Annotated in this window: 20 protein-coding genes and 1 pseudogene; 5 read left to right on the top strand and 16 right to left on the bottom strand. The window is 71.1% G+C overall.

Annotated elements, in window-relative coordinates; all coding sequences use genetic code 11:
* Positions 1 to 47: 47 nt before the first annotated feature.
* From CAP_RS08110 to mdcA, 3 genes are read right to left on the bottom strand one after another with little or no spacing between them, the layout of a single operon-like run.
* Positions 48 to 341 (bottom strand): malonate decarboxylase subunit delta, encoded by a 294-nt coding sequence (locus CAP_RS08110; protein WP_044238156.1) that lies wholly within the window; start codon positions 339 to 341, stop codon positions 48 to 50.
* Positions 342 to 370: 29 nt separating this feature from the next.
* Positions 371 to 1288 carry a triphosphoribosyl-dephospho-CoA synthase gene (locus tag CAP_RS08105; protein ID WP_081864694.1) on the bottom strand — a complete coding sequence of 306 codons (918 nt, stop codon included), beginning with the start codon at positions 1286 to 1288 and terminating at the stop codon, positions 371 to 373.
* A 19-nt stretch (positions 1289 to 1307) separates the two neighbouring features.
* Positions 1308 to 2948, bottom strand: a complete 1641-nt coding sequence (gene mdcA / locus CAP_RS08100) for a malonate decarboxylase subunit alpha (protein WP_044238501.1) — start codon at positions 2946 to 2948, stop codon at positions 1308 to 1310.
* A 298-nt stretch (positions 2949 to 3246) separates the two neighbouring features.
* On the opposite strand from mdcA, the gene CAP_RS08095 reads away from it, so the two are divergent.
* Entirely contained in the window at positions 3247 to 3486 is a 240-nt protein-coding gene (locus CAP_RS08095) for a hypothetical protein (protein WP_044238153.1), read from the top strand.
* An 83-nt stretch (positions 3487 to 3569) separates the two neighbouring features.
* Here CAP_RS08095 and CAP_RS08090 read toward each other — a convergent pair whose 3' ends face one another.
* Positions 3570 to 4442, bottom strand: a complete 873-nt coding sequence (locus tag CAP_RS08090; RefSeq protein ID WP_044238150.1) for an NmrA family NAD(P)-binding protein — start codon at positions 4440 to 4442, stop codon at positions 3570 to 3572.
* Positions 4443 to 4599: 157 nt separating this feature from the next.
* Between CAP_RS08090 and CAP_RS08085 the strand changes: the two genes are divergently transcribed.
* On the top strand, positions 4600 to 5637 hold the full coding sequence (locus tag CAP_RS08085; RefSeq protein ID WP_044238147.1) for an AraC family transcriptional regulator: 1038 nt from the start codon (positions 4600 to 4602) through the stop codon (positions 5635 to 5637).
* 37 nt (positions 5638 to 5674) lie between these two features.
* Here the strand turns inward: CAP_RS08085 and CAP_RS08080 are convergent, their stop codons facing one another.
* The 4 genes from CAP_RS08080 to CAP_RS50025 are packed head-to-tail and all read right to left on the bottom strand — an operon-like array spanning position 5675 to position 9518.
* Complete coding sequence (locus CAP_RS08080; RefSeq protein ID WP_044238145.1) at positions 5675 to 6184, bottom strand: hypothetical protein; 510 nt, start codon at positions 6182 to 6184, stop codon at positions 5675 to 5677.
* 32 nt (positions 6185 to 6216) lie between these two features.
* Entirely contained in the window at positions 6217 to 8025 is a 1809-nt protein-coding gene (locus tag CAP_RS52065) for a hypothetical protein (protein WP_044238142.1), read from the bottom strand.
* 10 nt (positions 8026 to 8035) lie between these two features.
* Positions 8036 to 8569, bottom strand: coding sequence for a hypothetical protein (locus CAP_RS08070; protein ID WP_156040594.1), 534 nt, complete (start codon positions 8567 to 8569; stop codon positions 8036 to 8038).
* 10 nt (positions 8570 to 8579) lie between these two features.
* Positions 8580 to 9518, bottom strand: a complete 939-nt coding sequence (locus tag CAP_RS50025; RefSeq protein WP_156040593.1) for a hypothetical protein — start codon at positions 9516 to 9518, stop codon at positions 8580 to 8582.
* 252 nt (positions 9519 to 9770) lie between these two features.
* On the opposite strand from CAP_RS50025, the gene CAP_RS08055 reads away from it, so the two are divergent.
* The gene (locus CAP_RS08055; RefSeq protein ID WP_044238127.1) at positions 9771 to 10394 is read left to right on the top strand and encodes a cytochrome P450 family protein; all 624 of its coding nucleotides are present in this window, start codon (positions 9771 to 9773) and stop codon (positions 10392 to 10394) included.
* Positions 10395 to 10424: 30 nt separating this feature from the next.
* Positions 10425 to 10610: pseudogene (locus CAP_RS53420) on the top strand (cytochrome P450); the annotation flags it as partial.
* A 7-nt stretch (positions 10611 to 10617) separates the two neighbouring features.
* Here the strand turns inward: CAP_RS53420 and CAP_RS08050 are convergent.
* Positions 10618 to 11745 carry an NHL repeat-containing protein gene (locus tag CAP_RS08050; protein ID WP_156040592.1) on the bottom strand — a complete coding sequence of 376 codons (1128 nt, stop codon included), beginning with the start codon at positions 11743 to 11745 and terminating at the stop codon, positions 10618 to 10620.
* Entirely contained in the window at positions 11742 to 12734 is a 993-nt protein-coding gene (locus CAP_RS08045) for a hypothetical protein (protein ID WP_052374484.1), read from the bottom strand. The genes CAP_RS08050 and CAP_RS08045 overlap by 4 nt, the downstream gene beginning before the upstream one ends.
* A gap of 459 nt (positions 12735 to 13193) precedes the next feature.
* Between CAP_RS08045 and CAP_RS08040 the strand changes: the two genes are divergently transcribed.
* Entirely contained in the window at positions 13194 to 15434 is a 2241-nt protein-coding gene (locus CAP_RS08040) for an autotransporter assembly complex protein TamA (protein ID WP_044238122.1), read from the top strand.
* Between the two features lie 31 nt (positions 15435 to 15465).
* Here the strand turns inward: CAP_RS08040 and CAP_RS08035 are convergent, their stop codons facing one another.
* The 6 genes from CAP_RS08035 to CAP_RS08010 all read right to left on the bottom strand — a co-directional run bounded on the left by CAP_RS08035 (position 15466) and on the right by CAP_RS08010 (position 23693).
* Positions 15466 to 16611, bottom strand: a complete 1146-nt coding sequence (locus tag CAP_RS08035) for a hypothetical protein (RefSeq protein WP_156040590.1) — start codon at positions 16609 to 16611, stop codon at positions 15466 to 15468.
* A gap of 92 nt (positions 16612 to 16703) precedes the next feature.
* Entirely contained in the window at positions 16704 to 17003 is a 300-nt protein-coding gene (locus CAP_RS08030) for a hypothetical protein (protein ID WP_197041067.1), read from the bottom strand.
* A 256-nt stretch (positions 17004 to 17259) separates the two neighbouring features.
* Positions 17260 to 19617: a (Fe-S)-binding protein gene (locus CAP_RS08025; protein WP_081864677.1), complete on the bottom strand. Its 2358-nt coding sequence runs from the start codon at positions 19615 to 19617 to the stop codon at positions 17260 to 17262.
* A 70-nt stretch (positions 19618 to 19687) separates the two neighbouring features.
* Entirely contained in the window at positions 19688 to 20254 is a 567-nt protein-coding gene (locus CAP_RS08020; RefSeq protein WP_197041066.1) for a hypothetical protein, read from the bottom strand.
* Between the two features lie 83 nt (positions 20255 to 20337).
* Positions 20338 to 21471 (bottom strand): PEGA domain-containing protein, encoded by a 1134-nt coding sequence (locus CAP_RS08015; protein ID WP_231511208.1) that lies wholly within the window; start codon positions 21469 to 21471, stop codon positions 20338 to 20340.
* Positions 21472 to 21479: 8 nt separating this feature from the next.
* A complete protein-coding gene (locus tag CAP_RS08010; RefSeq protein ID WP_156040587.1) occupies positions 21480 to 23693 on the bottom strand; it encodes a serine/threonine-protein kinase in 2214 nt (737 codons plus the stop codon).
* Between the last annotated feature and the right edge of the window lie 340 nt (positions 23694 to 24033).

The raw sequence follows: 24033 nt of genomic DNA, 5'->3' as shown, positions 1-24033 counted from the left end.
GCCCTGGGGGCGGGGAGGGCGCGGTAGGCGAGATGGCGGCGAGGAGGTCACGCGCGGATCCTCTCTGCCGCTTGTTCGAGGCGGAGCATGACGGTGCCAGGGGTGGCGCCGAAGTCGTTGATCTCGATGGTGGCCGCGCCCTCGAAGCGGGTGGCGAAGCGGTCGATGACGTTCTTCCAGACCTGGCCGTAGCCGTCGACGCTGGTCCGGACGCGGACGTGGAGGGCGCCGTCGGGAGAGGGTTCGAGGAGGACCTCCAGATCGCCCGAGCCGACGACGCCGGCGTGGGCGCGGCGGTCGATGGGCTTGCGGTCGGGGTACTCGAAGAGGAGCTGTTCCATGGGCGGCTCTCGCGGGGCGGGTGAAGGCGTCAGGGGTGGAGGGCGTCGAGGAAGAGGGTGGCGGCGAGGAGGTCGGCGGAGCCACCGGGGGACGCGTCGAGGGCGAGGAGCTGCGCGTCGAGGCGGTGCAGCGCGCGGGAGCCAGCCGGGGTGGAGGTGCCTCCGAGGGCGAGGACGGTGCTGGCGCCGACCTGAGCGGTGAGGAGGGCGTCGCGGCCGCCGCGGTGGAGGAGGCAGGTGTCGTCGAGGTGGCTCATGATGGCGAGCAAGGCGTCGAGGCGGGCGCTGTCCTCGGGCAGGCCGCGGGCGCGGGCAGCGCGGAGGGTGGGGAGGCCGTGGTGGAGGACGTGGGGGAAGCCGGCGCAGGCCTCGCCCCGGGCGCCGGAGACGCCGTAGCGCGCGCAGACGGCAGCGCCGTGGCTGGGGTTGGGCGGGGCGAGGCGATCAGGGTGGCGCGCAATGGCGCCTGCGGTGTGGGCGATGGTGTCGGCGGTGACGGCAGCGAGGTGGGCGGCGGTGTCCCCGACGGCGAGACGAGGAAGCGACGACGGGGGGACCTCGGGGGAGGCGACGGCGCCAGCGAGGAGCAGGCCGAGCGCCCAGATGGCGCCGCGGTGGGTGTTGGCGCCGGCGCTCGCGGCGAGCATGGCGACTTCGGCGTCGCGGCCGAGCTGGGCGAGGCGCTCGCGGAGCTGCGGCGAGGGGCGCTGGCCGGCGGCGCAGAGGGCCATGGCCTCGAAGCCTGACTGGAGGGCGCGCGCGGAGCGGCGCATGAGGTCGAGGTCGAGGTCGGTGTGCGCGCCCCTGCCGCGGCGGTCGACGAGGGCTGGCTTGGGGGTCAGCTCGGCCTCGGCGATGAGCACGGCGGTGGCCAGGGCGCCGAGACGGCGGGCGCGGGCGCGCGCGGTGGGGCAGGCCGGCAGGAGGTGGCGGGATGCGGGAAGCACGGTGGGGAGCACGGCGGGGTCACCAGCTCTTGAAGCGCGCGGGGGGCTGGTAGAGGTCGCCGGACCAGGCCACCAGGTCCTCGATGCTGCGCGCGGCGAGCAGGGAGCGGCTGGCGTCGAGGCGGGCGACGCCGAGGTCCTCGGGGAAGGCGACGACGCTGCGGGCGCGGAGGGAGGCGGTCCTCGCGGGGTCGGCGCGGAGGCCGATGGGGGTGGCGCCGGCGATGGCGGCGAGGGCGGCGCGGCGCTCCTCGGCGCCCTCGGCGCGGTAGAGGTAGGCGATGCCTTCCTCGGTGACGACGTGCGTCACGTCATCGCCGTAGATCATCACGGGGGCGAGGGGCATGCCGCTCTTCTTGCCGACGGCGATGGCGTCGAGGGTGTCGACGATGGCCGGCTCGCCGCCCTTGCGAAAGGTCTCCACGAGCTGGACCACGAGCTTGTGGCCGCGGGCGAGGGGGGAAGGGTCGGTGCGGAGGTCGAGCCAGGGTGGGCTCGGGTGGCGGCGGCCGCGGGGGTCGTGGCCCATGTTGGGGGCGCCGCCGAAGCCGGCGAGGCGGCCGAGGGTAACGGTGGAGGCGTTGGCGTCGGCGTCGAGCTGGAGGGTGGAGCCGATGAAGAGGTCGACGCCGTACTGGCCGGCGAGCTGGCAGAGGACGCGGTTCGAGCGGAGGCTGCCGTCGGGGCCGGTGAAGAAGACGTCGGAGCGGGCCCGGATGTAGCGCTCCATGCCGACCTCGGAGCCGAAGCAGTGCACGCTCTCCACCCAGCCGCTCTCGATGGCGGGGATGAGGGTGGGGTGGGGGTTCAGGGCCCAGTTGCGGCAGATCTTGCCGCGCAGGCCGAGGCGCTCGCCGTAGGTGGGGAGGAGCAGCTCGATGGCCGCGGTGTCGAAGCCGATGCCGTGGTTGAGGGAGGTGACGCCGTGGCGCTCGTAGATGCCGCGGATGACCATCATCGCCATGAGCACCTGCAGCTCGTCGATGTGGCGCGGGTCGCGGGTGAAGAGGGGCTCGACGGCGAAGGGGCGGTCGGCGACGACCACGAGGTCGATCCAGGAGCCGGGGATGTCCACGCGCGGCAGCTCGCCTACGATCTCGTTCACCTGGGCGATGACGATGCCCTGCCGGAAGGCGGTGGCCTCGACGATGGTGGGCGTGTCCTCGGTGTTGGGGCCCGTGTAGAGGTTGCCGGCGGCGTCGGCCTTCTCCGCGCAGACGAGCGCCACGTGCGGGGTGAGGTCCACGAACATGCGGGCGTAGAGCTCGACGTAGGTGTGGATGGCGCCGATCTCGAGCTTGCCGTCCTCGAGGAGCTGGGCGACCCGCAGGCTCTGCGGGCCGGCGAAGGCGAAGTCGACCCGGCGGGCGATGCCCTCCTCGAAGAGGGTGAGGTGCTCCGGGCGGCTGATGCTGGAGATGAGCAGGTGCAGGTCGCGGACGCGCGCCGGATCGACCCGCGCGAGGGCGCGCGAGAGGAAGTCGGCCTGCTTCTGGTTGTTGCCTTCGAGGGCGACGCGATCGCCCGGTTGGAGGACGCCTTCGAGGGCCTCGACGATGCGCTCGGTGGCGATCACGCGGCCACGGGAGAGAGAGGCGATGCGCTCCAGCCTGCGCACCTTCTCCGCCCTGCGTCTGGACCAGAACCCTTCGACCGACATGATCACTCCCGCAATCGTACGGTAGTAGCAGACCGGCCTCGGCGTCGACCGGACGTGCGCGCTCCATCAGGCATTTCCTGCGCGGCTCTTGCTCTGGTCTCCACGGACGAATGCGGGTGAGGTGCAATCGACAGTGCGGGCGCGGAGGACACCGTCAGGCGACAGCATCGGAGCGCGTCGAAGCCTCTGGTTTCATTGCGTTGAGCGCCTATAGTCTCGCCGTGGTTTGCGGTCGGCGGAGTCGCCACGGCATCGCTGCGGCACAGCCAGGTCCAGAGGCACTGCAAAGGAGTTCGACATGAAGAAGAAGATTCAACGCGCGCTGGTTTCCACGATGCTGCTGGCCGGGATTGGCTTCTGGGTGGGCGCTGCCGGTTCGCCGGCCGTGGCCGCAGAAGGGCCGGTGACCACGCCGGACGCGGAGCCCCAGGCTTGCTGGGAGTGCGTACGCGACGTGGACTGCGATGCGAAGTGTGACGGGCCGGGCTCGGGCTACTGCAAGTGGTCCGGCTGTACCACCTGCCTCTGCACACGCTGAGTCCCGGCCTGGATGCGGGGGCGGGTCGCCTGCGGAGGTGAGGAGCGCGGGGGTGAGAGGCGCGGGGCCCGCGGAGGAGCCAGTCAGCGCTGAAGGCTGGCTCTGACGAGGGCCTGGAACGACCTCGGAGGGCGGCCCGTCACGCGTTCGACGGTGGGCGTCAGGCGGGCCTCGGCGCCGTGCGCGATGGCATCCTCCATCCGCGCGAGGAGCGCGGCATAGCGCTCGGGGATGCCCCCCTCCACCATGAGGCGGGCCGAGTCGTCGCGGCTCACGCGCACGTGGCGCTTCGGCTGGCCGGTCGCGCGGGTGAGGATGCTGGCGATGTCGTCGTAGCTCAGCGCCTCGGGTCCGGTGAGGTGGTGCGCGGTGTCGTGCGGCTGCGCGTCGGCGAGGGCCCGGGCGGCGACCTCGGCGATGTCGAGGACGTCGACGAACCCGACGCGCCCGTCGCCCGTGGCGGTGGTGACCGTCCCGTGCTCCTCCAGGCTCTTGCCGTGCAGGTGGTGCGTGCCGAGGAGGTTCTGCATGAACCAGGAAGGCTGGAGCACCGTCCATTCGGGGGCGCGCTCGCGCAGGGCCTGGTGGACCGTCCCCAGCCCCGGCGCGCCCTCGGGAATCGCGGAGGAGCTGAGCAGGACGACGCGGCGCACCCCGCGCGCGAGCGCCTCGTCGATGAAGGGCAGCATGATGGAGTCCGGGTCTTCGACCGCAGCCGGAGCGATGAGGTACATGCGGTCCACCCCCTGGAGCGCCGGCCCGTGGGTCGAGGCGTCGCTCCAGTCGAAGCGCACCTGCTCGGCGGCGCCCTCCGGGGCCTGACGGCTGCGCGTGGCCGCGCGGACGAGGACGCCGGACGCCGCGAGGCGCTCCGAGATGCGGCGGCCCGTGTTGCCAGAGGCGCCGATGACGAGGACGCGCGGGGTGGGGCGGTCGTGGGATGTGGTCGGCGTCATCGGGCATGCTCCGCGCTGGGCTGGGAGAGGACGCGGGCGCGGGGCGCGCGGGGTGGGGTGGTTCCGTGGCGAGGGTGGTTCATGGGGGTGCTCCGTGGCGAGGGTGGTTCATGGGCGTGAGGTGGACGGAGCATGGCGCGGGCGCTATCGAGGCTCCATGTCGGTGCGTCCAGCGTTCTTGTCCGAGCGTCCCTCCGGCTCTCCCGGGTACCCCGACGTGCTGTCGGACGTGCTGGAGACGCTGCGCTTCACGACGCTCCTGTTCGGGCGCTTCGAGCTGAGCGCTCCCTGGGCGCTGCGCGTTCCGCAGAAGGCGACGTCGTCGTTCTACGTGCTGGCCCGGGGACGGGTGCGGTTGCAGGTCGACGGGATGGAGCAGCCCCTGCGGCTCGCCGCTGGCGATGTGGCGCTCGTGCCGCACGGGGCGGCGCACACGATCGACGATGGCGCGCGGAGCGGGCAGAACACCCTGAGCCCCGGAGAGCTGCTCTCCGTGGGGCACGTGGGCGGTCCTCTGTCGCCGCCGGTGCGGCTGGGGGGCGGGGGCGCGGAGAGCACGGTGGTGTCGGGGTGCTTCCGCTTCGCCGCGGCAGGGCGGAGCCCGCTGCTCGCGGCGTTTCCACCTGCCGTGCGCGTGGCTTCCGAGCACGTCCAGGCATCCCCTTCGCTCGCGGCGACGGTGCAGCTCCTCCTGGCGGAGAGCGCATCTCCCGGGCAGGGGACGGCGCTCGTCCTGGGGCGCCTCGCCGATGTGCTGCTCGTCCAGGTGCTGCGCCTGCGCGCGCTCGACGAGGAGAAGGAGCCGGGCGGGTGGCGGGCGCTGGCCGATCCGGCCATTGGCGCGGCGCTGGGGATGATCCACGCGCGTCCGGGGGAGGCGTGGAGCGTGGAGCGCCTCGCGGCGGCCGTGGGGCTCTCACGCTCGGGGTTCGCGGCGAGGTTCCACGAGCTGGTCGGGGCGCCGCCCATGCATTACCTCGCAGAATGGCGGATGGCGAAGGGGGCGCAATGGCTCCGGGAGACGAACGACTCCATCTCCCTCATCGCGGAGCGCGCGGGCTACGAGAGCGACGCCGCCTTCAGCAAGGCCTTCAAGCGGTGGATGGGCATGGGGCCCGGCGCTTACCGGCGCACCCAGGGGCCCGGGCGAGGCGCCGCGGAGGAGATGCTGGTCCGCGGCTCCGGTGCCGCGTGAGGACTGGCGGGTAGGCGCGGCGCGGGCGCGGAGGGCGTCACTCGGTGCGGAGGCCGGTGCAGCTCCGGTCGACGATGACGCGATTCGTGTCGGGGCTGACGCGGACACTGGTGATGCCGTTGTCCTTCGCGTCGAGGAGCCAGACGGTCAGCGTGCCGTCGGACTTCCGCCCCTGGGAGCTGATGGAGTTGCCGCTGACGCTGGAGCGCGTGCCGCTGCTGAAGCCGGGCTTCTCGCCGTAGAAGACCGGGACCGTCTTCGAGCATTCGCTGCGGATCTGGACGCTGATGGGAATCGGCTTCGAGGGCGGGGGCGGGGGGCTGTCCTGCTTCGGGGGGCTCTGGAAGCCGCCGCCCGAGGAGGAGGCTTCAGGCTCGCTGGGGCCGCTGGACGGCGGAGGGCCGTTGGGATCCGAAGCCTGCGCATTCTGGAAGCGGGGGTCGGCGGGGTCGTACGGCTGGGTGGGGACGAGGAAGTAGCAGCCGGCGAGGCAGGGAGTGAGGACCGTGAGCGCCGACAGCGTGAGCGCGCGGAGGGGGAAAGACATGGCGGGGACCGTGTGGGACCGGCCAGAGCGCGTCAAGGCGCAAGGCGCGTCGCCGCGCGACAGCTTGCGCTGTCCTTCCCGGTGCCGATGTGGCTCAGCTCGAGGAGGTAGGTGCCTGCCTCGGCGCCCTCAGCGATGCCCGCGCAGAAGCTCAGGTCGAGGTTCTGCAGGCGCAGCGGGCCGGTCGTGGTGAAGAGGACGTGGATGCCGTCGCGAAAGTCGTGAACGATCCGCGCGAGGGCGCGACCGTTGGAGTCTAGGGCGATGGGGCCGAGGGTCGCCTGCCACTCCGGAGTTCCGTCGCCGCGGAGGGACATCAGGGCGAGTTGTTCGGTCAAGCTCGGGGTGAGAGGGATGCTCGTGAGCGAGGCCTCGCAGGCGGCCCCGGTGGTGCAGCGGTGCACGTCCACGGAGAGCGCCCCGCCCAAGGCGAGCACCGCCGCGGTAGCAGCGTCGCTGCAGCGCCGGGCCTCCACGAGGGCGCCCACCGCGGTCGCGCCCGGCGCTGAAGAAGCGAGGCGCAGGCTCCACATGGCCCCGTCGGGTGTGCCGCACCCGGAGCCGCGGTTTCTGTCGAGGCGGACGATGAACCCGTCCTGCGTGGTGCCGCCGGCGTCGTAGAGGGTGGTCGAGGGGTCGCTGGCGCTGAAGGGCCAGCGTTCACGGCCGGCGCGGCCAGCCCAGTAGCCGTTGCAGGTGGGCGTCGTCATCATGGAGAGCGCCAGGCCTTGCTGCGCGTCCGCATCACCCAGCCGGTCCGAGCCCACGAAGGAGAGCTGATTGCAGGAGCCAGTGGGGCTGGGGCTCCAGATGAAGGCGTTGTCGCTGTCCGGAAGCGCCCCTCCCGCGCCACCTCCGCCAGGTCCGCCTCCTCCGCCCCCCGCGCCGCCAGCACCGCCCGCGCCGCCAGCGCCGCTGCCTCCGGCGCCCTCGCCTGGAGGGCACACGCCCGCGGCGTCCACGACCGCGGTGGTCCCAATGCAGCCGTGACATGCCGGCGTCTCGGCGCGCGCGGTTCCTGTCACGAACCAGGTGCCCTGGCCCTTTGCGAGGGCGAGCGCGGCGTCTTGCGCACCAGGAGCTCCGGGCAGGGCGGTGGCCACTTCCAGGACACCTCCTGCCGCGTAGCTGGCGAAGAAGGTGTGCCCGCGCGCCTCGACCGGCGAGGACGCGGGGCTCTCGAAGCGCGTGAGGGCGCCACCCAGCGAGCCCGCGATGGCCACGCGGCCCTCCTCATCCGCGTCCACCGCATTCACGCGCAGCACGCCCGCGGCGCCTGGGTCCTGCGTCGAGGCGCGGCGCGCCCACGCCGTGCAGAACCGGTCGCCGCGGATCTGGAGCGCGGCAACGAACAGGGTGTCGGTGGCGCCGTTCTCCTCCTCGAGGATGACGCTCCCGCTCTGGTCGCAACCCATGGGTAGGGAGAGCGGGCCGCCGCGGAACGTGCCCGCGACGAAGGCCGAGGTCCCCGCCGTGTGCCGCGCGTGCATCGGACCGGTGAGGGCGACGCCGCTTGCCTTGGTGATCCTCGTCCGCGCCCCACACGTGCCCGCCCAGGGAGCGTAGGCGATGACATCGATGCCGGGATCCATGTTCCCGGGCAATGCACACGGGCCACTCTCTGCGCTGGCTGATGACGCCGGCGCAGGAGGCAGCACGACGAAGAGGTTACCCTCGCTGGGTGGCGCACAGAACGTCGGCGAGGGCCCGGCGTCGGGGCTGCCACCACCACCGCCCTGGCCCTCCACGAGCGTGTACTCGTCGAGCCCGAGGCACCCCTCGCAGCCGCTCAGCGTGAAGCCCCCGAGCACTGCCAGCGTCAGCAGACCGCGTCGTCGCATGGCGTCTCCTTCAAAAGGTCACCCGGAGCGTGCCCCCGGCGAAGCTCGGACCGACGACGGGCGCGGCGTTCACCGCCGTCCCGCTGCGCCGGAAAGCCGTCGAAAAGAGCGACATCACCAGGCCGCCCGCGAGGAGTGGCGTGCCCACCCCGACGAGCACCACGGAGGCGCGCTCGGCGCCCCGCGCCCTGACGAGGTGCTCGCCGCCAGGGCTGTCCTCGTAGCAGATCTTGCTGGGGCACTCCTCGTCGAGTTTGGCGGCGTCGTTCGCGGCGACCAGCCACGAGATCCCGGCGGCCATGAACGCCACGACGCCCAGGCCACCGAGCACGCTCGCGCCCGTGACGAGCGCCGTGTGCGGGTTGCTCCCCCCGGGCGCCGGGGGCGGGGTCGGGATCTCCACCGGGCGAGGGTCCACCTCCGGCGGCGTGGCCTCGGCCTCGGCCGCCGTCGGGTGGGAGACCTGCGCGCGCGCCGCGGTCGGGGCGAGCGCGACGGCGGTGACCATCAGCAGTGCGCCCAGCGGGTATCGAGGCATTCCCATCGTCTCCTCCTCAGAACCGGCCCAGCGCCGACAACCCTCGAAATGACGGCCCCGCGACCGGGGTGACGTGCACGAGGCCCTGCCGCTCACGCACCACCTTGTAGCGGCGGTTCAGGGCGCCCCAGAGGATGCCTATCGCACCTCCCGCCTGGATCACGCCGTCGGCGATGAGGAGTCCCGCCGCCGCGGGATCTGGCTCCAGGGTGCCGAGCGCGATGAAGGGGCCGACGACCGGAAAGTAGAGGGGCGTCCAGTCTGCCGCGGAGTGGCCCCCCAGATCCGCGTCCGTGGCGTCCGAGGCGAGGCTCCCCACCAGCGCCGAGGTCAACCACCCGGCCGTGAGCAGCCCCAAGCCCACGCCGATGAGGTAAGCGTTGACGTTCGAGTCCAGCGCATAGCCGTCGGGCGGGGGGACGTCCGGGTCCCAACCGTAGATCACGAGCGGTGGCTGGGGACGGGCCGGCGCCGCGGGAGCTGGCGCGCCGTATCCAGGGGGCGGGTACCCATAGGGTGGTGGTGGATAGCCAGGCTGTGCATAGCCAGGCGGTGGATAGCCAGGCGGTGGATAGCCGGGCGGTGGGTAGCCGGGCGGCGGATAGCCAGGCTGTGCATAGCCAGGCGGCGGATAGCCGGGTGGTGGGTATGCAGACGGCGGTGATTGCGGATAGCCAGGCGGCGGATACCCAGGTTGGCCCCGGCCAGGCGGCGGCGGATACCCAGGGGGCGGATACCCAGGCTGCCGGGGGTTTCGGGGCTGCCCATCGCCAGGCGGCGGCGGAACTGCAGGCTGCGCGTAGCCAGGTTGCTGCGGGTCGTCAGGCGACGGGGTGGAGGCGGCAGGTGCAGGCGGAGTCCTCGCCGAGGGCGGTGTGGGCGTCTGCGCATGGGCCGCCACGTTCGCGAGCGCGGCAGCGAACGAGAACGACACGGTGAGCGCGATCTGCCTCATGAAGAAAATCCCTGCGTCCCCATCTTCATACGCGCTCCCCCCTCGGGTGCAGGACAGCGAACGCCCTGGTTGGTGTCAAGCCGCCAGCATCGCGGCATGCGCTGCACGCGCTGCAGAAGTACGCGGGCGCCCATGACCTGGAGGGATTTGACGCAGGGCTCCGTGACATCTGCGCCAGCGCGGTGAGGTCGCGCGGATACGGGCCTGACGCGCATGAGGTGAGGTGCCGTGACACCTGCCCAGGAACACCCCGTGACATCCCGCATCGACCTGCTGTCCCCCGCGCTGAAGCAAGACCCCTACCCCGTCTACGCGGAGATGCGTCGCAGCGCGCCCGTGTGCCAGGTGGATCCGGGCGGGATGTGGGCGGTCGCGCGGCATGACGATGTGGTGCACGTCCTCAAGAACCCGCAGGTGTTCTCGTCGCGAGGCTTCCGGGTGGCGACCAACCCGCCGTGGCTCGGGGGCAACCCGCTCTCCGAGTCGATGCTCACGATGGATCCTCCCGAGCACGGGCGGCAGCGGGCGCTCATCAACCGCGCATTCCTCGGCCCGGCCATGGCCCGGCTGGAGCCGCGGGTGCGCGCGTTCGCCGAGCAGACCGTGGCCGCGCTGCCCCTCGGAGAGCCCTTCGACATCATGCCGCCTTATGCGCTGCGCATCCCGGCCTACGCCATCGGCGAGACGCTGGGGCTCGACCCCGCCATGCACGCGCAGCTCAAGCGCTGGGCAGACCTCATCACCGGCGGGGTCACGACAGTGCGTCCGGACGACGAGGTGCGCAAGCAGATCGCGCGCGACGCCGTGCGGGAGTTGCGGGCCCACTTCAGCGATCTCCTGGAGCAGCGCCGGCGCAGGTGGCACCGCGCATCGTGATGGAGGACGTGGAGCTCGGCGGCGTGCACCTTCGGGCACGGCATCCACTTCTGTCTCGGGGCGCAGCTCGCGCGCATGGAGGGGCGGCTCGCGCTGGAAGCGCTGCTCGATCGGTGTGCGCAGATCACGCGGGGCCCCGAGCCCATGACCTGGCACCGCACCCTTGTCGTGCGCGGACCCGGCGTGCTGCCGGTGGTGCTGCACCCGGCTGGGTGAGCGTCCTTCAGCGTGACGGTTTGGTGAGCCGCATGAGCTGCCCGCCCACGAAGTTGGTCCAGTAGACGGCATCGCCGTCCACGGCGATGGCTTCGGGATCGTTCTGGCCCTCGGCGAGCACCTGGGGCTCGACCATCACGCCGTCCTTGGGCGCGCGCAGGATCCGCCCCTCGGTGGCCTCGGTCCAGTACACGTAGGCGTCGTCGATGGCGATGGCCGGGAACACGCCGTTCCCGGTCGCGATGTCCCGGATGCCCCCCTCGCCGCCGCTACCGCCAGCGCCACCGCTGCCGCCAGCGCCGCCCTCGCCGGAGGTGACCCCGGGCTTGGTCACCGCCCGCACCCGGCCGTCGTCGACCCAGTAGACGGTGCGCTCGTCCACGGCGAGGCCATTGGGGCGGCGCGCGAGCTGGTTCTCGGCGGTGAAGAGGGTCTCCGGGGCCACGTCCGTCGCGCTCTTGGAGGCCCACCGGATGTAGCCCTCGCTGGCGTTGTCGTTGCGCACGATCCAGTAGACGTTGGTCTGGTCCACGACGACGTGGGTCGGGTCGTACTGGTTGGAAGAGATGGTGGCGGTGGTGAGCGTTCCCTTGCGGATGCGGGTGATGCGGCGATCGCCCGGGAGAGACACGAAGACGTGCTGGCCATCCACCGCGATGCCGTAGGGCCGGTTGTAGGCGCACACTTCCAGGAGCGGGGTCGGATCTCCACCCGCCTTGAGCAGGCTCAGCACCCGATCCGGCGCGTAGTCGGGGGCCGAGGGGCTGTCACAGGGGCCGTCGATCTGGGCCTGCGTCCAGTAGATGGTGTCGAGGTCCATGGCGAGGCCGATCTCGACCTCGGCAGGCGTCGGGGTGTTGGGATCCGAGAGGGTGGCGAAAGGCTCGGTGTCGCCGCCGCGCTTGGGGATCTTCCAGACGCCGCGCGCTCCCGCAGCCTCGGTCACCCAGTAGACGGAGGTGTCGTCCACGACGAGGGCGTGCGGCAGGGCGCCAGCTTGTTCGGACAGCACGACGAGCCCTCCTGGCTCACCGCCCGGCCAGAGCTCGTGATCGTCCAGCCCCGCGATGACCGCGCATCCCCCCGACATCGCGGCGATGCCGAGGAGCCACGCCGCTGCCCGACGCCGGCTCACCACCTGCCCCCGAGCCCGAGCGCTGCATGCCCCGGGGCGACGTTCGGCGAGACCCAGAGGGTGGCGCCCTGACGGTGGCGCGCACTGGCCGCGCTCTTCGTCGGTGGTGAGGTGTCCTTCGCCGGTTTCGCGGTCAGGTAGAGCACCGCGCCTCCCGCCAGGAACACGCCTCCGGCGATGAAGGCGACGGTCGACAGCCCCGCAGAGGTGTGGGCGTCGTCGCTGGCGTCGAGCCCCTCCTGATCGCAGTACCTCCCCGTGCAGTGCTCGGAGATGGTGCCTTTCTGCACGAAGGTGCGCACGCCGAGGTAGGTGCCGAGGCCGACCCCGACGACGCCGACGCCCATCGCCACGAGGCCCATGGTGCGCCGGGTGGGGGGCGTGAAGATCGCCGCGAGCCCGCCGTCGTCCGGCGCCGCGGAGGATGCGTCCTCAAGCGCCGGGATGGATACGTCGAGGCTCGCAGGGCCGGCCGGCACCTGGATTTGCGTCGCCCAGCGCTGCTTGCCGGGCGCTGTCACCTCGACCTGGTAGGGGCCAGGATCGAGGGGAATTTTGGAGCCCAGGGTGGCGGCGCCGAGCTGCTTGTCGCCGATGCGGATGGTCATCTCCGGAGCTGCGCCTCCCGCCGCCTGGAAGACGACCCGGGAGAGCTTCGTCTCCAGCTCCGCGGCGCGCGTGCGGGCAAAGTCGGCGCGCGCCTCCTGCTTCGCGGTGGTGGCCAGGCCTGCCGCCTGGTTGAACTCCGCCCACGCCGAGGCCATCTTCCCCTCCTCCTCGTGGCAGCTCGCGAGGTTGAGCAGCGTCCCGAGCTTGGGCTCGAGGCGCTGGCTCTCGGCGAACTTGGCGCACGCTTCGCTGGTCTTCCCCTCTTCCAGCAGGGCGCGCGCCTCCCGGAACAGCGCCTCGGCCGCCGCCTTCTCGACCGCGCCCTGCGCGCGCGCGACACCTGGGCTGCACAGCGCGAGCAGCACCGGAGCAAGGCGCATTGCTACCGCAGGAGCGCGCTCTCTCATGGCTTCTGTCCGTACCTGTACACCCACGCCCCCGGAATTCTATGCGTCATCGCGCGCTCCGAGGCAGGCATGTGCACGCTGGGGAACCTCGATCAACCCGGGAGGTGAGGGGGGCCGGGATCGAACACCGCTGCTGGCGTGATTGGGGATGACCCTGACGGAGTCTGACGAACGATCCTGAGCCTCTGGCAAGGCTTAGCCCGGAGGCCGGGAAACCCAGTGCAGGCGCTACGCTCGTTCTTCGCGCAGCAGGAGGATGCTGGCCAACGGTGCTACCGCCAGCAGCTTCCTTTTGCGTCGCTTCTGTCATCCCGTACGCTCACTTTCTCGCGCCCCCGGCATCCAAGCAGGGGCACGTCAGCATAACCACAGCCAAGCGGTCCGTTGAACCCTCGCTTCCTGCCGAAACATCTTGAACCTTCCCGCCTGCGTGTGCTGGGAACCCTCTGCAGCGCCCTCGCGCTGTTCTTCCTCGGCATCGGCTGCCGCGATATCTCGCGGCCACCCTGCTCACGCCCCGATCTCAGTGGCTGCCCCATCGATGCGGTCTATGTGGACGGCAACGCGAAGGTCGGCGGGGGCGACATCGAGGGCGCCATCGCCACAGCCGAGTCGTCGCGCCTCCTCGGGGGCGCGCTCGAGAATGTGCCCATCCTCCGCATCCTGGATGTGGTGAGCGTGAAGTACGAGCGCTTCGACCGCTTCGTGCTGGAGCGGGACCTCGCCCGGGTCGAGCGCTACTACCAGGCGCGCGGGTATTACAGCGCCAGGGCGCGCGCAGGCCGGGTGCACCGGATCGAGGACCGCGAGGGCGGGCGCGTCGCCGTGGAGATCGTGGTCGAGGAGGGGGTCCCGGTGGTGGTGGGGGCCATTGAGACGCCGATGGCGGATCGGCCGCGGCTCTTCAAGGACAAGCCGGCATGCCAGCGAGATCTGGGCAAGCATCCCGTGCGGCTGGAGTGGTCCGACGCGATCGCCAACGACATGCGCAGGGTGCTCGGTGCGGTGGTCGAGGCGCGCAACAACGTGGAGGCGGGCGAACCTTTCGACGAGAGCACCTACGAGGACACCAAGGGGCTGATCCTCCGCGCCCTCACGGAGCGCGGCTTCCCCTACGCCAAGATCGAGGGCTACGTCTGCGTGGACCTCGTCGCGCGCAAGGCGCAGGTGACCTACCAGATCAAGATGGGGCCGCGCTCCAGGTTCGGGCCCGTGAAGATCGAGGGGCTCGACGAGATCCCCGAGCGGCCCATTCGCGCTGCGATCAAGGCCATCGAGGGAGAGCCGTTCTCCACTGACAAGCTGGACGATTCGCAGCGGGCGCTGTCGGAGTTCGGCGTGTTCGGGGCCATCGACATCGAGATCGGGCGCTCACCCGAGGGTGAGCCGGAGAACCCCGTCGTTCCGATCACCTTCAAGCTGCAGCCGGCGAGGCTGCGCTCGGTGAAGCTCGGGGGCGGCGGCGAACTCGGTGGCCGCACCGAGGTCCATCTCGTCGCTGGCTGGGAAGACCGGAACTTCCTCGGCGGGCTGCGCCGCTTCACGGTCGAGGCCCGCCCCGGTCTGGTCTTCTATCCGACCACCATCTCCACCCTCTTCGACGATCTCCCCTCGGACGTGCTGTTCGAGGCGCAGCTCAAGGCCGAACTCCGCCAGCCAGACGTCATCGATCCGCGCACCACGGCGGTGTTCCGCGGCGCGCTGCGCCGTTACCGGCTGCAGAGCAGCCAGTTCAACCGCGAGGACGTGGTCGTCGAGGGCAAGGAGAAGGTCGTCGGTTACTACGAGTACTCCGGCGCCGTCGGCCTGGAGCGCCCCTTCCTCAGGAACGACATCCTCACGGCGGCTCTCTACTACAACCTGCAGCTCAACCAGCCGTTCGCATACATCAACGGCCCGCCCCCCGCCGGTTTCCGGACCCTGCTCCTTCCCTACCTGCAGAGCGTCGTCACCCTCGACCTGCGCCGGGACTCGGACGGCAAGCTCACCCGCATCGCGCCCCACAAGGGCTTCTGGGCGAGCGTCGACGCCGAGCTCGCGGGGTACATCTTCGGGGACGCCAACGACGTGCGGCTGCAGCCCGAGATCCGCGGCTACCTCCCGGTCACCAAGAAGACCACCCTCGCGCTGCGCTTGATGGTGGGCATGCTGTTCCCCACCAACTACGGCACGGCCTTCACGGACCCGGACTCGACCGAGATCCAGCGCGCGAGAGACCTGCAGGTCCTGCAGTTCCGCGCGTTCTTCAGCGGTGGGCCCAACAGCAACCGCGGCTATCCCTACAACCAGGTGGGCCCACACGACAACGTGCCGAGCCTGACCGGCCTGACCAACGGGCTGGTGCCCACCGGCGGCCTCTCGCTGTGGGAGGCGAGCGTCGAGCTGCGGACCCCGATCGTGGGCGACCTCGGCGCCGCGTTCTTCCTCGACGCCAGCGACGTGACCCGCACCGAGGTCACCTACCGCCTGACGCACCCGCACCTGAGCACTGGCCTCGGCCTGCGCTACGCGACGCCCATCGGTCCACTGCGCGTCGATCTCGGCTTCCGCATCCCCTGCGTCCAGGTGGCGGGTGTCTGCCCGAACGAGCCCCTCCCCGTCGGCGAAGGCAAGCCCGACGAGCTGCTCGGTCTCCCCCTCGCCTTCAACCTGGGCATCGGAGAGGCGTTCTAGCGAGAGCCTCTCCCCGGCGCTCCGCAGGGAGTCAGGGAAGCGGGCTCTGTTCCATGACCTGTGGGATCAGCGAGCCGCGGGCCTTCACGAACAGGCGCGCCATGCCCTCGATGTAGGGCGCCTCGGGGCCAGTGAAGTAGCCGATCTCGGCGAGGCGCTGCGCAGCTCCCCGAGGGTCTGCCACGTCGCAGCGGGCGAGGACCGAGTAGTAGCTGTTCGCAAGCAGGCGCCAGTAGGCCTCGGCTCCCTCCTGGGGCGTCTCGAAGACCCGGAACCACATGTCGACGCGCGCCCATCGGTCGGGTCCCTTCATCAGGCGCTCGCTCATGCGCCTCACGCAGACCCGGCCCGGAGGCCTCGGCTTCGGCACGTTGGGCGGGATGGAGAACGTCAGGTGGCCGAGGTTGTTGCCGTAGATCGCGTCGCCCCGGTCTTGCTCGAAGGCGCAGTGCGCCCAGGCGCAAGCCCAGCGATCTGCGTGCGGCGCCCTCCCGAAGTGGCGGATGTGGCCCTCGCGAAGGACCTCGGCGAGCTGGAACGAGGTGAGCGGCGTGGGCTCGCAATCGGGCAGGGCGGGCTGGAGCCCCGCGAGCGTTTCCGGGAGCTGGACCTGCTGCGGTGGCCGCAATGCAGGTTCAGGGGCCGGCGCACGCGCTGATGTCGAGACCGCCGGTACCGCTGCGGACACCGCAGACGCCACGGGTGATGCGGGCAGCGGCGCGGGGGCCCACGCAACCGGCGCCAAAGCCGTTGCCACCGCCATCGACGAGGCGGGTGGAGAGGACTGGCCGAGCACCGCGCTTGCCTCAAGGGTCGACGCACCCGAGGACAGGGTGGCTGCCTCTGTCTCCGGCGCCGTGGTCGGCTCCTGCGGCTCCTGCTTCTCGCAGAGGAGGGACGCGGACTCCGGCCCGCGCGCAGGTGTGGCGGCCGTGACCGCCGCGATGCCCGGAGCTGCCGTGGCTGCTGGTGGGGAGGGTGCGTCCGGGAGAGGCATCGCCTCCGGAGAGGGCGTCTGGGTCGTCTCCGCCAGGAGGGCGTGCGCTCTCGCCGCCTCCATGCCTCGAACCACGGCGAAACCGAGGACGGCGGGCACGGCGACGAACAGGAGCCAGCGCACCGGCTGACGCACCGGGCCCACCACGGGCTCTTCACTCGGAGCTGAGCTATCCGCCATCCGTCGCTGGAACGTTAGACCAGCTCCAGCCCGAGGCCACGTTCTTGCGTCGCGTTTCGGTTATTTGGCCGGAACACCCGATCTCGGGGTGCTCAGCCTTCCTCTTCCTCGATGCTCCAGGCCTGCAGCGCGGTGATCCCGATCGCCGTGGCGCAGCAGGCGCAGAGCGGCGGCTCTTCGCGGCGCACCTCGTCGCCCCGGACCCACACGTAGAGGCCATGGCCCGCCGCCTCGCCCTCGATCACCTCGTCGCAGGCGTCGCAACGAAGCTCATGGGTCACGGCCTCCGCCTCGCGTGCGCGCAGCGCCGCATCAGCGACGGCGTCAATCGCGATGGCGACCAGACGCGGAGTGCTCACCGCAGCGCTCTTGGCTGCGTTCCTCGCGGTCATCTCGGCAGCGCTTTCGATCACCCTGCTCACCTCCACCGACACTCCTGAATCTAACTCAGGCCATGGCGGGACGCACGCATGGGATTGAAACGTACGGCCGTTCAGGCCTGGCCTTCCTGGAGTATGACGAGAGAACAGAGCGCCAGGGCAGGCTCGACCCGGACGAGAGTTCCCACAGAGGCGCACCTGAAAGCTCCGCAACGGCCCGGTCGTACGCGGGACCACCAGGCCAGGACGTCCGCGGTGCGTCGCGGGCTCAGGCAGCGCTCGCCGCGTCGCCCTCGGAGGTGCTCTGCTCCGGTTCCTTGGGGCGGACCGGCCGTTCCAGCGCGCTCTCTTCGAGCAGCTCGGCGATGTCGAGCTGGCGCACGTCTTCTTCCTTCCCGTGCGCCTTCAGGCCGTCAGAGATCATCGTCTGGCAGAAGGGGCACGCCGTGGCGATGGTCTTCGCTTCGGTCTGGAGGAGCTGCAGCGTGCGCTTCACGTTCACGCGATCTTTGTTCTGCTCCTCCATCCAGAACTGCGCGCCGCCAGCCCCGCAGCACAGGCCCTTCTGACGGCTCCAGCCCTCGACCTCCACCAGCTCCAGCCCCGGGATGGCCTGCAGCACGTCGCGAGGCTGCTCGTAGATCTCGTTGTAGCGGCCGAGATAGCAGGAGTCGTGGAACACCACCTTCTGATCGAGCCGCTTCTTCGGGGCGATCTTCTTCTCGGCCACCAGCTTGAGCAGGTAGTCCGTGTGGTGCACGACCTCGAACTTCGCGCCGAAGTCCGGGTACTCGCGCGCCAGGGCGTTGAAGCAGTGGGGGCAGGTGGTGATGATCTGCTTCACGCCGCCCTGCTCCTTGTAGCCGTTCAGGGTCGTGGTGTTCTGCTCGGCCAGCATCGCGAACAGGTACTCGTTCCCCGCCCGCCGCGCGGGGTCGCCCGTGCAGGTCTCCTCCTGCCCGAGGATCGCGAACTCCACGCCCGCCATCTGCAGGAGCCGCGCCGTGGCGCGCGCAATCTTCTTCGCGCGATCGTCGTAGCTCGCCGCGCACCCCACCCAGAACAGCACCTTGGTGTCGGGCTTGTCGGACATCATGGGGATGTCGAGCCCCTCGGCCCAGTTGGCGCGATCGAGGCGGGCCATGTTCCAGGGGTTGCCGTTCACCTCCATGGCCTGGAAGGGGCCGTTGAGATCGTTCGGAATCTCCCCCTTCACCAGCACCAGGTTCCGCCGCATCGACACGATCTTGTCGACGTAGCTGATCATCACCGGGCACTGCTCCTCGCACGCCCTGCAGGTGGTGCAGGCCCAGAGCACGTCCGGGTGCACGACGTCGCCGATCAGGTTCAGGGCGCGTTTACCGTTCGCGCCGTTCGCGCCTTCTGCGCCGTCAGCAGCCGCCTCTGCCGGCGCCTCGGCCTCGGCCGACGCTTCGCTGCCCTCGCCTTCCTTCTTCTCCCCGTCCGCGGCGCCGCTCTTCTTCGCGGCGTCCTTCTTCGCCTTCTCCGCGACCAGCTCGGCCTCGCTGCCGTACAGGTGATCCCGCAGGTTGAGGGTGAGCTGCTTGGGGCTCAGCATCTTGCCCGTCTTGTGCGCGGGGCAGTTGTCCGTACAGCGCCCGCACTCGGTGCAGGTGTAGAAGTCGAGGATCGCCTTCCAGGTGAAGTCCTCGATCCTGGCGATGCCCACCGGCTCCGCCTTCTCGGGCTCCTCCGCGGCCTTCATCACCATCTCGCCGAGCGCCTCGGCATTGTCGGCGACCTTCGGCAGGCGCCCGCGAGGCGCCATGTCGCGCGTGAGCACGTTCGGGATCGCGGTGATGATGTGGAAGTGCTTCGAAAACGGCAGGATGTTCAGGAACACCAGGACCAGCGTCGCGTGCGTCCAGAACCCTGCGTGCGCCACGATCACCAGCGGCAGCGGTCCGAGGCCCGAGAGCAGGACCGCCGCGAGCGACCCCGCAGGGCTCGGGAAGGGAGCCCAGTGGGGCCCCGTCGGATCGGCGGGCACGCCCGACATGGGCGCGATCACCTTGGCGATGCTTCCGCACAACCCGTCGTCCCCCGCTGCACACTTCATCGTGCCGTAGCTGTGGTGGAGGGCGGTGAGGGCGCCGTCGTAGACGATGTCCGCCCCCATCATGGTGATGATGATGCAGAGGATGAGCAGCCCCTCGCCCGAGAGGGTCATGCGGGGGAGCTTCTTCACCGCCCGGAAGTAGATGAACACCAGGGCGCCGAAGATGACCATCAGCGCCACGACATCCTTCACGAAGTCGTAGAGGTGGCCGAGGGGCAGCTCGAGCCCGCCGATGTGAAGCGGCTCGGGCCCCAGGATGAACATGTTGAACGAGGGAACGAAGCCGCGTCCCCAGAGCATGACGGAGCGCAGCAGGAGCACGATGAAGCCGATGAAGATGAGCTTGTGAGCGAGCCCGGCGAGCGGGTAGTAGCTCATCTTCTTCTGGGCGAAGGCGTAGACCCAGACGCCCTTGAGCCGCTCTCCGAGCCGGTCGAATCGCCCCTCCGGGCGCCCCACCATGAGAAGCTTCAAGCGACGGTTGGCGCTCCACGCGAAGAACGCGACGAGGCCGACGATGGTGATGGCCATCCAGATGGGATTCATGGGCTCTTCCAGAGTGGTGTAGGGCGGGAACGCACCAGCCGTCAACCTGCAGCGCCGGTGATCCGCGCCGTCACAGCGTGAACTCGAACGTCTTCTCCTCGGTCGACGCCCCGGGCGACAGCTCCAGCCGCATCGCGAACGCCCGCTGCCCCACGCGCGCGCTGAGCTGTACCCCCACGGGCGCGGTGGCACCGTTCAGCTTGTCGAGCCGCACCACCACCCGGTATCTCCCGCGCGCCGGCTCACCCTCGGCCAGGAACACGTTCTCCACGTTCTGCCCCTGGCATTCACCGCTCACCCGCGGGCAATCGCGGTCCTTCATCAGCCCCGAGGCGGTCGGCTCCCCGATGCGGGAGAGCTCCCCCGAAGGGTCGTAGACGTTCAGGTCCACGTCGGCTTCGGCGGCCTCCCACGCCACCGTGAACTGCAGGACCCCAGTGTGGAGGCCGCACCCCTCGTCGATGATCCCGTTGCAGTTGTTGTCCCGCGCGTCGAAGCAAAGCTCGACCCCCGTCGGGGTGCACGCCGTCTCCAGGCCCACTCCCTGGGACACGGTGACGTCGCGCACCTCCAGCGCGTTGCGGGGCCGGCGCGATGGCACGTCGATGCACCCCACCGCGACGAGGGTCGAGAGCAACGAAGCCGCTCCCACGGCAGCGCGCACACCTCGCGGCATCTGCGCAGGCAGCCCAGCCCTCGAGAGCGCCGTCCGGGAGCTGGTCAGAAGGCGCCCGCGCACGAGACTCCACCCACGAGCGGCCCGCACCGGAGCCCGACGTGGGCCGGCTTCTTCGCCAGCGGTCCGTCCGGCGCGAGCAGGAACAGCGTCGTCCCCACGGCGAACAGCGCCCCGCCCGAGATCCCGAGCCACATGCTCGTGTCCCGCAGCGTGTCCGCCCGGTCGGCGTCGTTGTTGATGACCGCGCGATCGAACGTGCACAGTCGGTAGTCACCCTGCGCGCAGTTCGGGCCGTAGCTCTGCTCGTGCGCCGCCACGTCGCCCTCCACGGTGCGCCGCAGATCCGCGCCCGCGAGCGCCGTCACCAGCGCGGCCGCCCCGAGCGCCACCCCCGTCCCCGCGGCGGCGATCCCGATCTCCCGCTGCGCCGGGAAGATCTTCACGCCCTGGAAGCCCGGGTCCGGCGGGGGCGCCACCGGCTTCGACTTCGGTGGCGGCGGTGGCGGCGCGGCGGTCGGCCGAGGATCGAGGGTGATCTCCTCCTCCTTGCCGCCCTCCACGACGATGTCGTCCTTCGCGTCGAGGTGTCCGGGCGCCCTCACCACCACCGAATGCCCGCCCTCCGGCAGGCGGATCGGCCCCGACAACGGGAGTGGGCGCGGCGGATCGTCGTCGATCACCACCGTCGCGCCCTTCACCGAGGTGGTCACCGTCACCCGGCCGAAGTGCGTCAGCGCCTTGGCGAGCTGGTCCTCCACGTCGTTGCGGTCGTCCTCGGAGAGCGGCCCGAGCTGCGAGGCGAGCGCTGCCTCCAGCGCTTCCACCGCCTCGGCCCAGTGCTGCACGGCGAGGTGCGAGTAGCCCGTCATCCGCACGATCTGGGCGCTCGGGTAGAGTCCCCGCGCCTTCTCGAAGAGGGTCAGCGCCTTCGTGTAGTCGCTGATCTTGTACGCCGCGAGGCCGTCGCGCGCGGTCTGGCGCGCCAGATCGATCTCCTCTTCGGTCGCCTCGCGCCTGGGGATCCCCTGGTCCCCGCCAGCCGCGTCGGCCGGAGCCGGCGTCGCGTCTGCAGGTGATGCGTCCTGGGCCTGTGCCGTGAGGGTGCCACCAAGAGGAGAGACGCCAGAGGTCCACGCAGCAGCGCAGAGGGCAAGGGAGATCCGGGAAATGCGCATCGCAAGCATCAGAAATTGATGTCTTTCACCTTGGGTGCGGCAGGCACCCCGGGGACAGGCGGGAGCCAGCTACCCGGTTTGGCAGACTGAGTCGACGAGGTCTTCGTGGCGCTGCCTCCGCCAGGAGAGGCCGCGACGGGCGTCGCAGAGCCTGCGGGCCCTGCCTCGACCTCCGCGGAGGCCTCCGGCGCTGCGGCGGGGTCGGCCGAGGCAGCAGGGTCCGGCTGCGCTGCCGGGTCGGCCGGAGCCGCCGACTCCGCGGGAGGTGCGGCGGCCGGCGCTGCGCTCTCCACCGGCGCTGCAGGCGCTGTGATCTGTGCCTCACCCTCGGGGGCTGCCGCCATCGTGGTCGGCGCGGCCTCGGGCTGCTTGGGCTTGAGGAGCACCCACGCCCCCGCAGCGCCGCCCGCGAGCGCCAGCGCGATGCCCAGCCCCGCGAGCACCGGCCCCGCGAGGCCTTGCCGCTTGGCGGTCCCCGGTGGCTGGGTAGCCGAGTAGGGCGTGTTGGTCGTGCCCGGTCCCGACATGGGCGCCGCAGGCGCGCTCGCCGGCTGCACGGTGATCGGGGCATGGGACTGCGACAACAGGCCGAGCTGCGAGGTCCCCATCGCCGGTTGCGACGCGCCCGCGCCTCCTGGCTGCGACCCGCTCATCATGCCGGGGTGCGACATGCCAGGGTGCGACGCGCCGGGGTGTGACGGCTGCGAGCCCCCCATCGCCGCGTGCACCCCCGTCTGCCCCGGGTGCCCCGTCTGACCCGGGTAGCCAGGCTGCGAGGGCTGCGAGACGTTCATCGAGGGGTACGAGGCACCGAACGACGAGTGCGTCGCGTGGCCCGTCGCCGACACGCCGAGCGCGTCGGCGAGCTCCGCGATCATCACCGAGGAGTTCTCGTAGCGCTGCTCGACCTCACGGTTGCAGGCGCGCGCGAACCACGCATCGAAGCGGGGCCCAAGATGGGGCGCGAGCTGACTCGGGAGCTGCATCGGCTCGTAGAGGATCTCACCGATGAGCGCCGCCATGCTGTCGCTCTTCCAGTAGTTCCTGCCGGTGAGCAGCCGGAACGCGATGAGCCCGAGGGCCCAGCGGTCCGCCGGCGGTCCCACCTTCGTCGCGTGGCCACGGGCCTGCTCCGGCGACATGAACCAGGGCGTCCCGAAGATGGTGCCGTCCTGGGTAAGCTCCGCCGACGCGCCGTCCGCGAGCTTGGCGATGCCGAAGTCGAGGATCTTCACGCACGGCGACCCGTCCTCGCGGAAGGTGAGGAACAGGTTTGCCGGCTTCATGTCGCGGTGGACGATGCCCATGTTGTGGGCCTTGTCGAGCGCCCGCGCGATCTGCTGGAGGTAGACCACCACCTCGCCGGCGGGCAGCGCCCCGCGCCGCTTCAGCTCCGTGCCGAGATCACGCCCTTTGAGCTGCTCCATGACCAGGAAGGGCACGCCCAGCTCCTGGCTGATGTCCGCGTCCACGACGCGCACCACGTGCTCGCTCCCGATGCGCACCGGCGCCCGCGCCTCGGTGCGGAACCGCTCCACCGCCTGCGCGTTCTGCGACATGGACGGGTGGAGCAGCTTGAGCGCCAGCAGCTCGCTGGTGTTCACGTGACGAACACCGTACACGGCGCCCATGCCGCCCTGCCCGAGCAGGCGCTGCACCTGGTAGCGCCCGGCGATCATCGTCCCCGGCGCCAGCTCCTGGATCCCGCCGATGTGCCTCGGCTGCGCCGCCGCCACCTGCGCCGCGTGCCCCTGCGGCGCCGGCTGCCCCGCTGCAGGACGCGGCGGAGGCGGGGGCGGGATGGAGCCGCTCATCGTCGGCCGTCGCACGCCCTGCGCCGCGGCCCCGGGCGGGAGCGGGGGCGGGATGGAGCCGCTCAACGTCGGCCTTCGGATGCCCTGCGCTGCCCCGTTGGCGGGCGGCACGGGCGGGGGGATGGAGCCGCTCAACGTCGGCCTTCGGATGCCCTGCGCCGCAGCCCCGGGGAGCGGCATGGTGGGGGCGACCGGAGGCCCTCCTGCCAGCGATGCCGCGCCGCTCATCGAGGGCGCATAGGCAGGGCTCGGAGGTGCAGGCGGCTGCTGCACGGCGTGCATGCCGGTCGTCGAGGGCGTGGGCGCGGGGGCCTGCACGGCGCGCATGCCGGTCGTCGAGGGCGTGGGAGGCATCGCAGGCTGCTGCTGCGCTGCCGGCATCGCAGCCGTGAAGCTGGCCCTCGGCACGGCGGGCGGAGGCACGGAAGCCGGTCGCGGCGGCGACGATGGCCCACCCTCGGGCCGAGGTGGCGGCGGTGGGCGGTGCTGCGGGCTGTTGGGGACGTCGGGCACAGGCTACTCCGCCTACCAGACTAAGCGATCGTCGGGTTCACGCGCCAGCTTCCATACTACCTGTGGACACCAGGCAGGCGCGGCCTGCACGCAGCCCCAGAAACCTGCGGTCTGCCCGTGAATCCAAGGGTTCGAGGGCGAAACCGTCGAGGTGGTTCGTCGGAGCCGTCCGTTTCGACGAACGTTACGCCCTATCAGCGACCACCGCATTGGCGAGGCGGTGCTGGTGGCGAGT

This window comes from Chondromyces apiculatus DSM 436, from assembly GCF_000601485.1.
Classification (GTDB): Bacteria; Myxococcota_A; Polyangia; order Polyangiales; family Polyangiaceae; genus Chondromyces; species Chondromyces apiculatus.
This window is presented reverse-complemented; position numbering and strand designations above follow the sequence as displayed.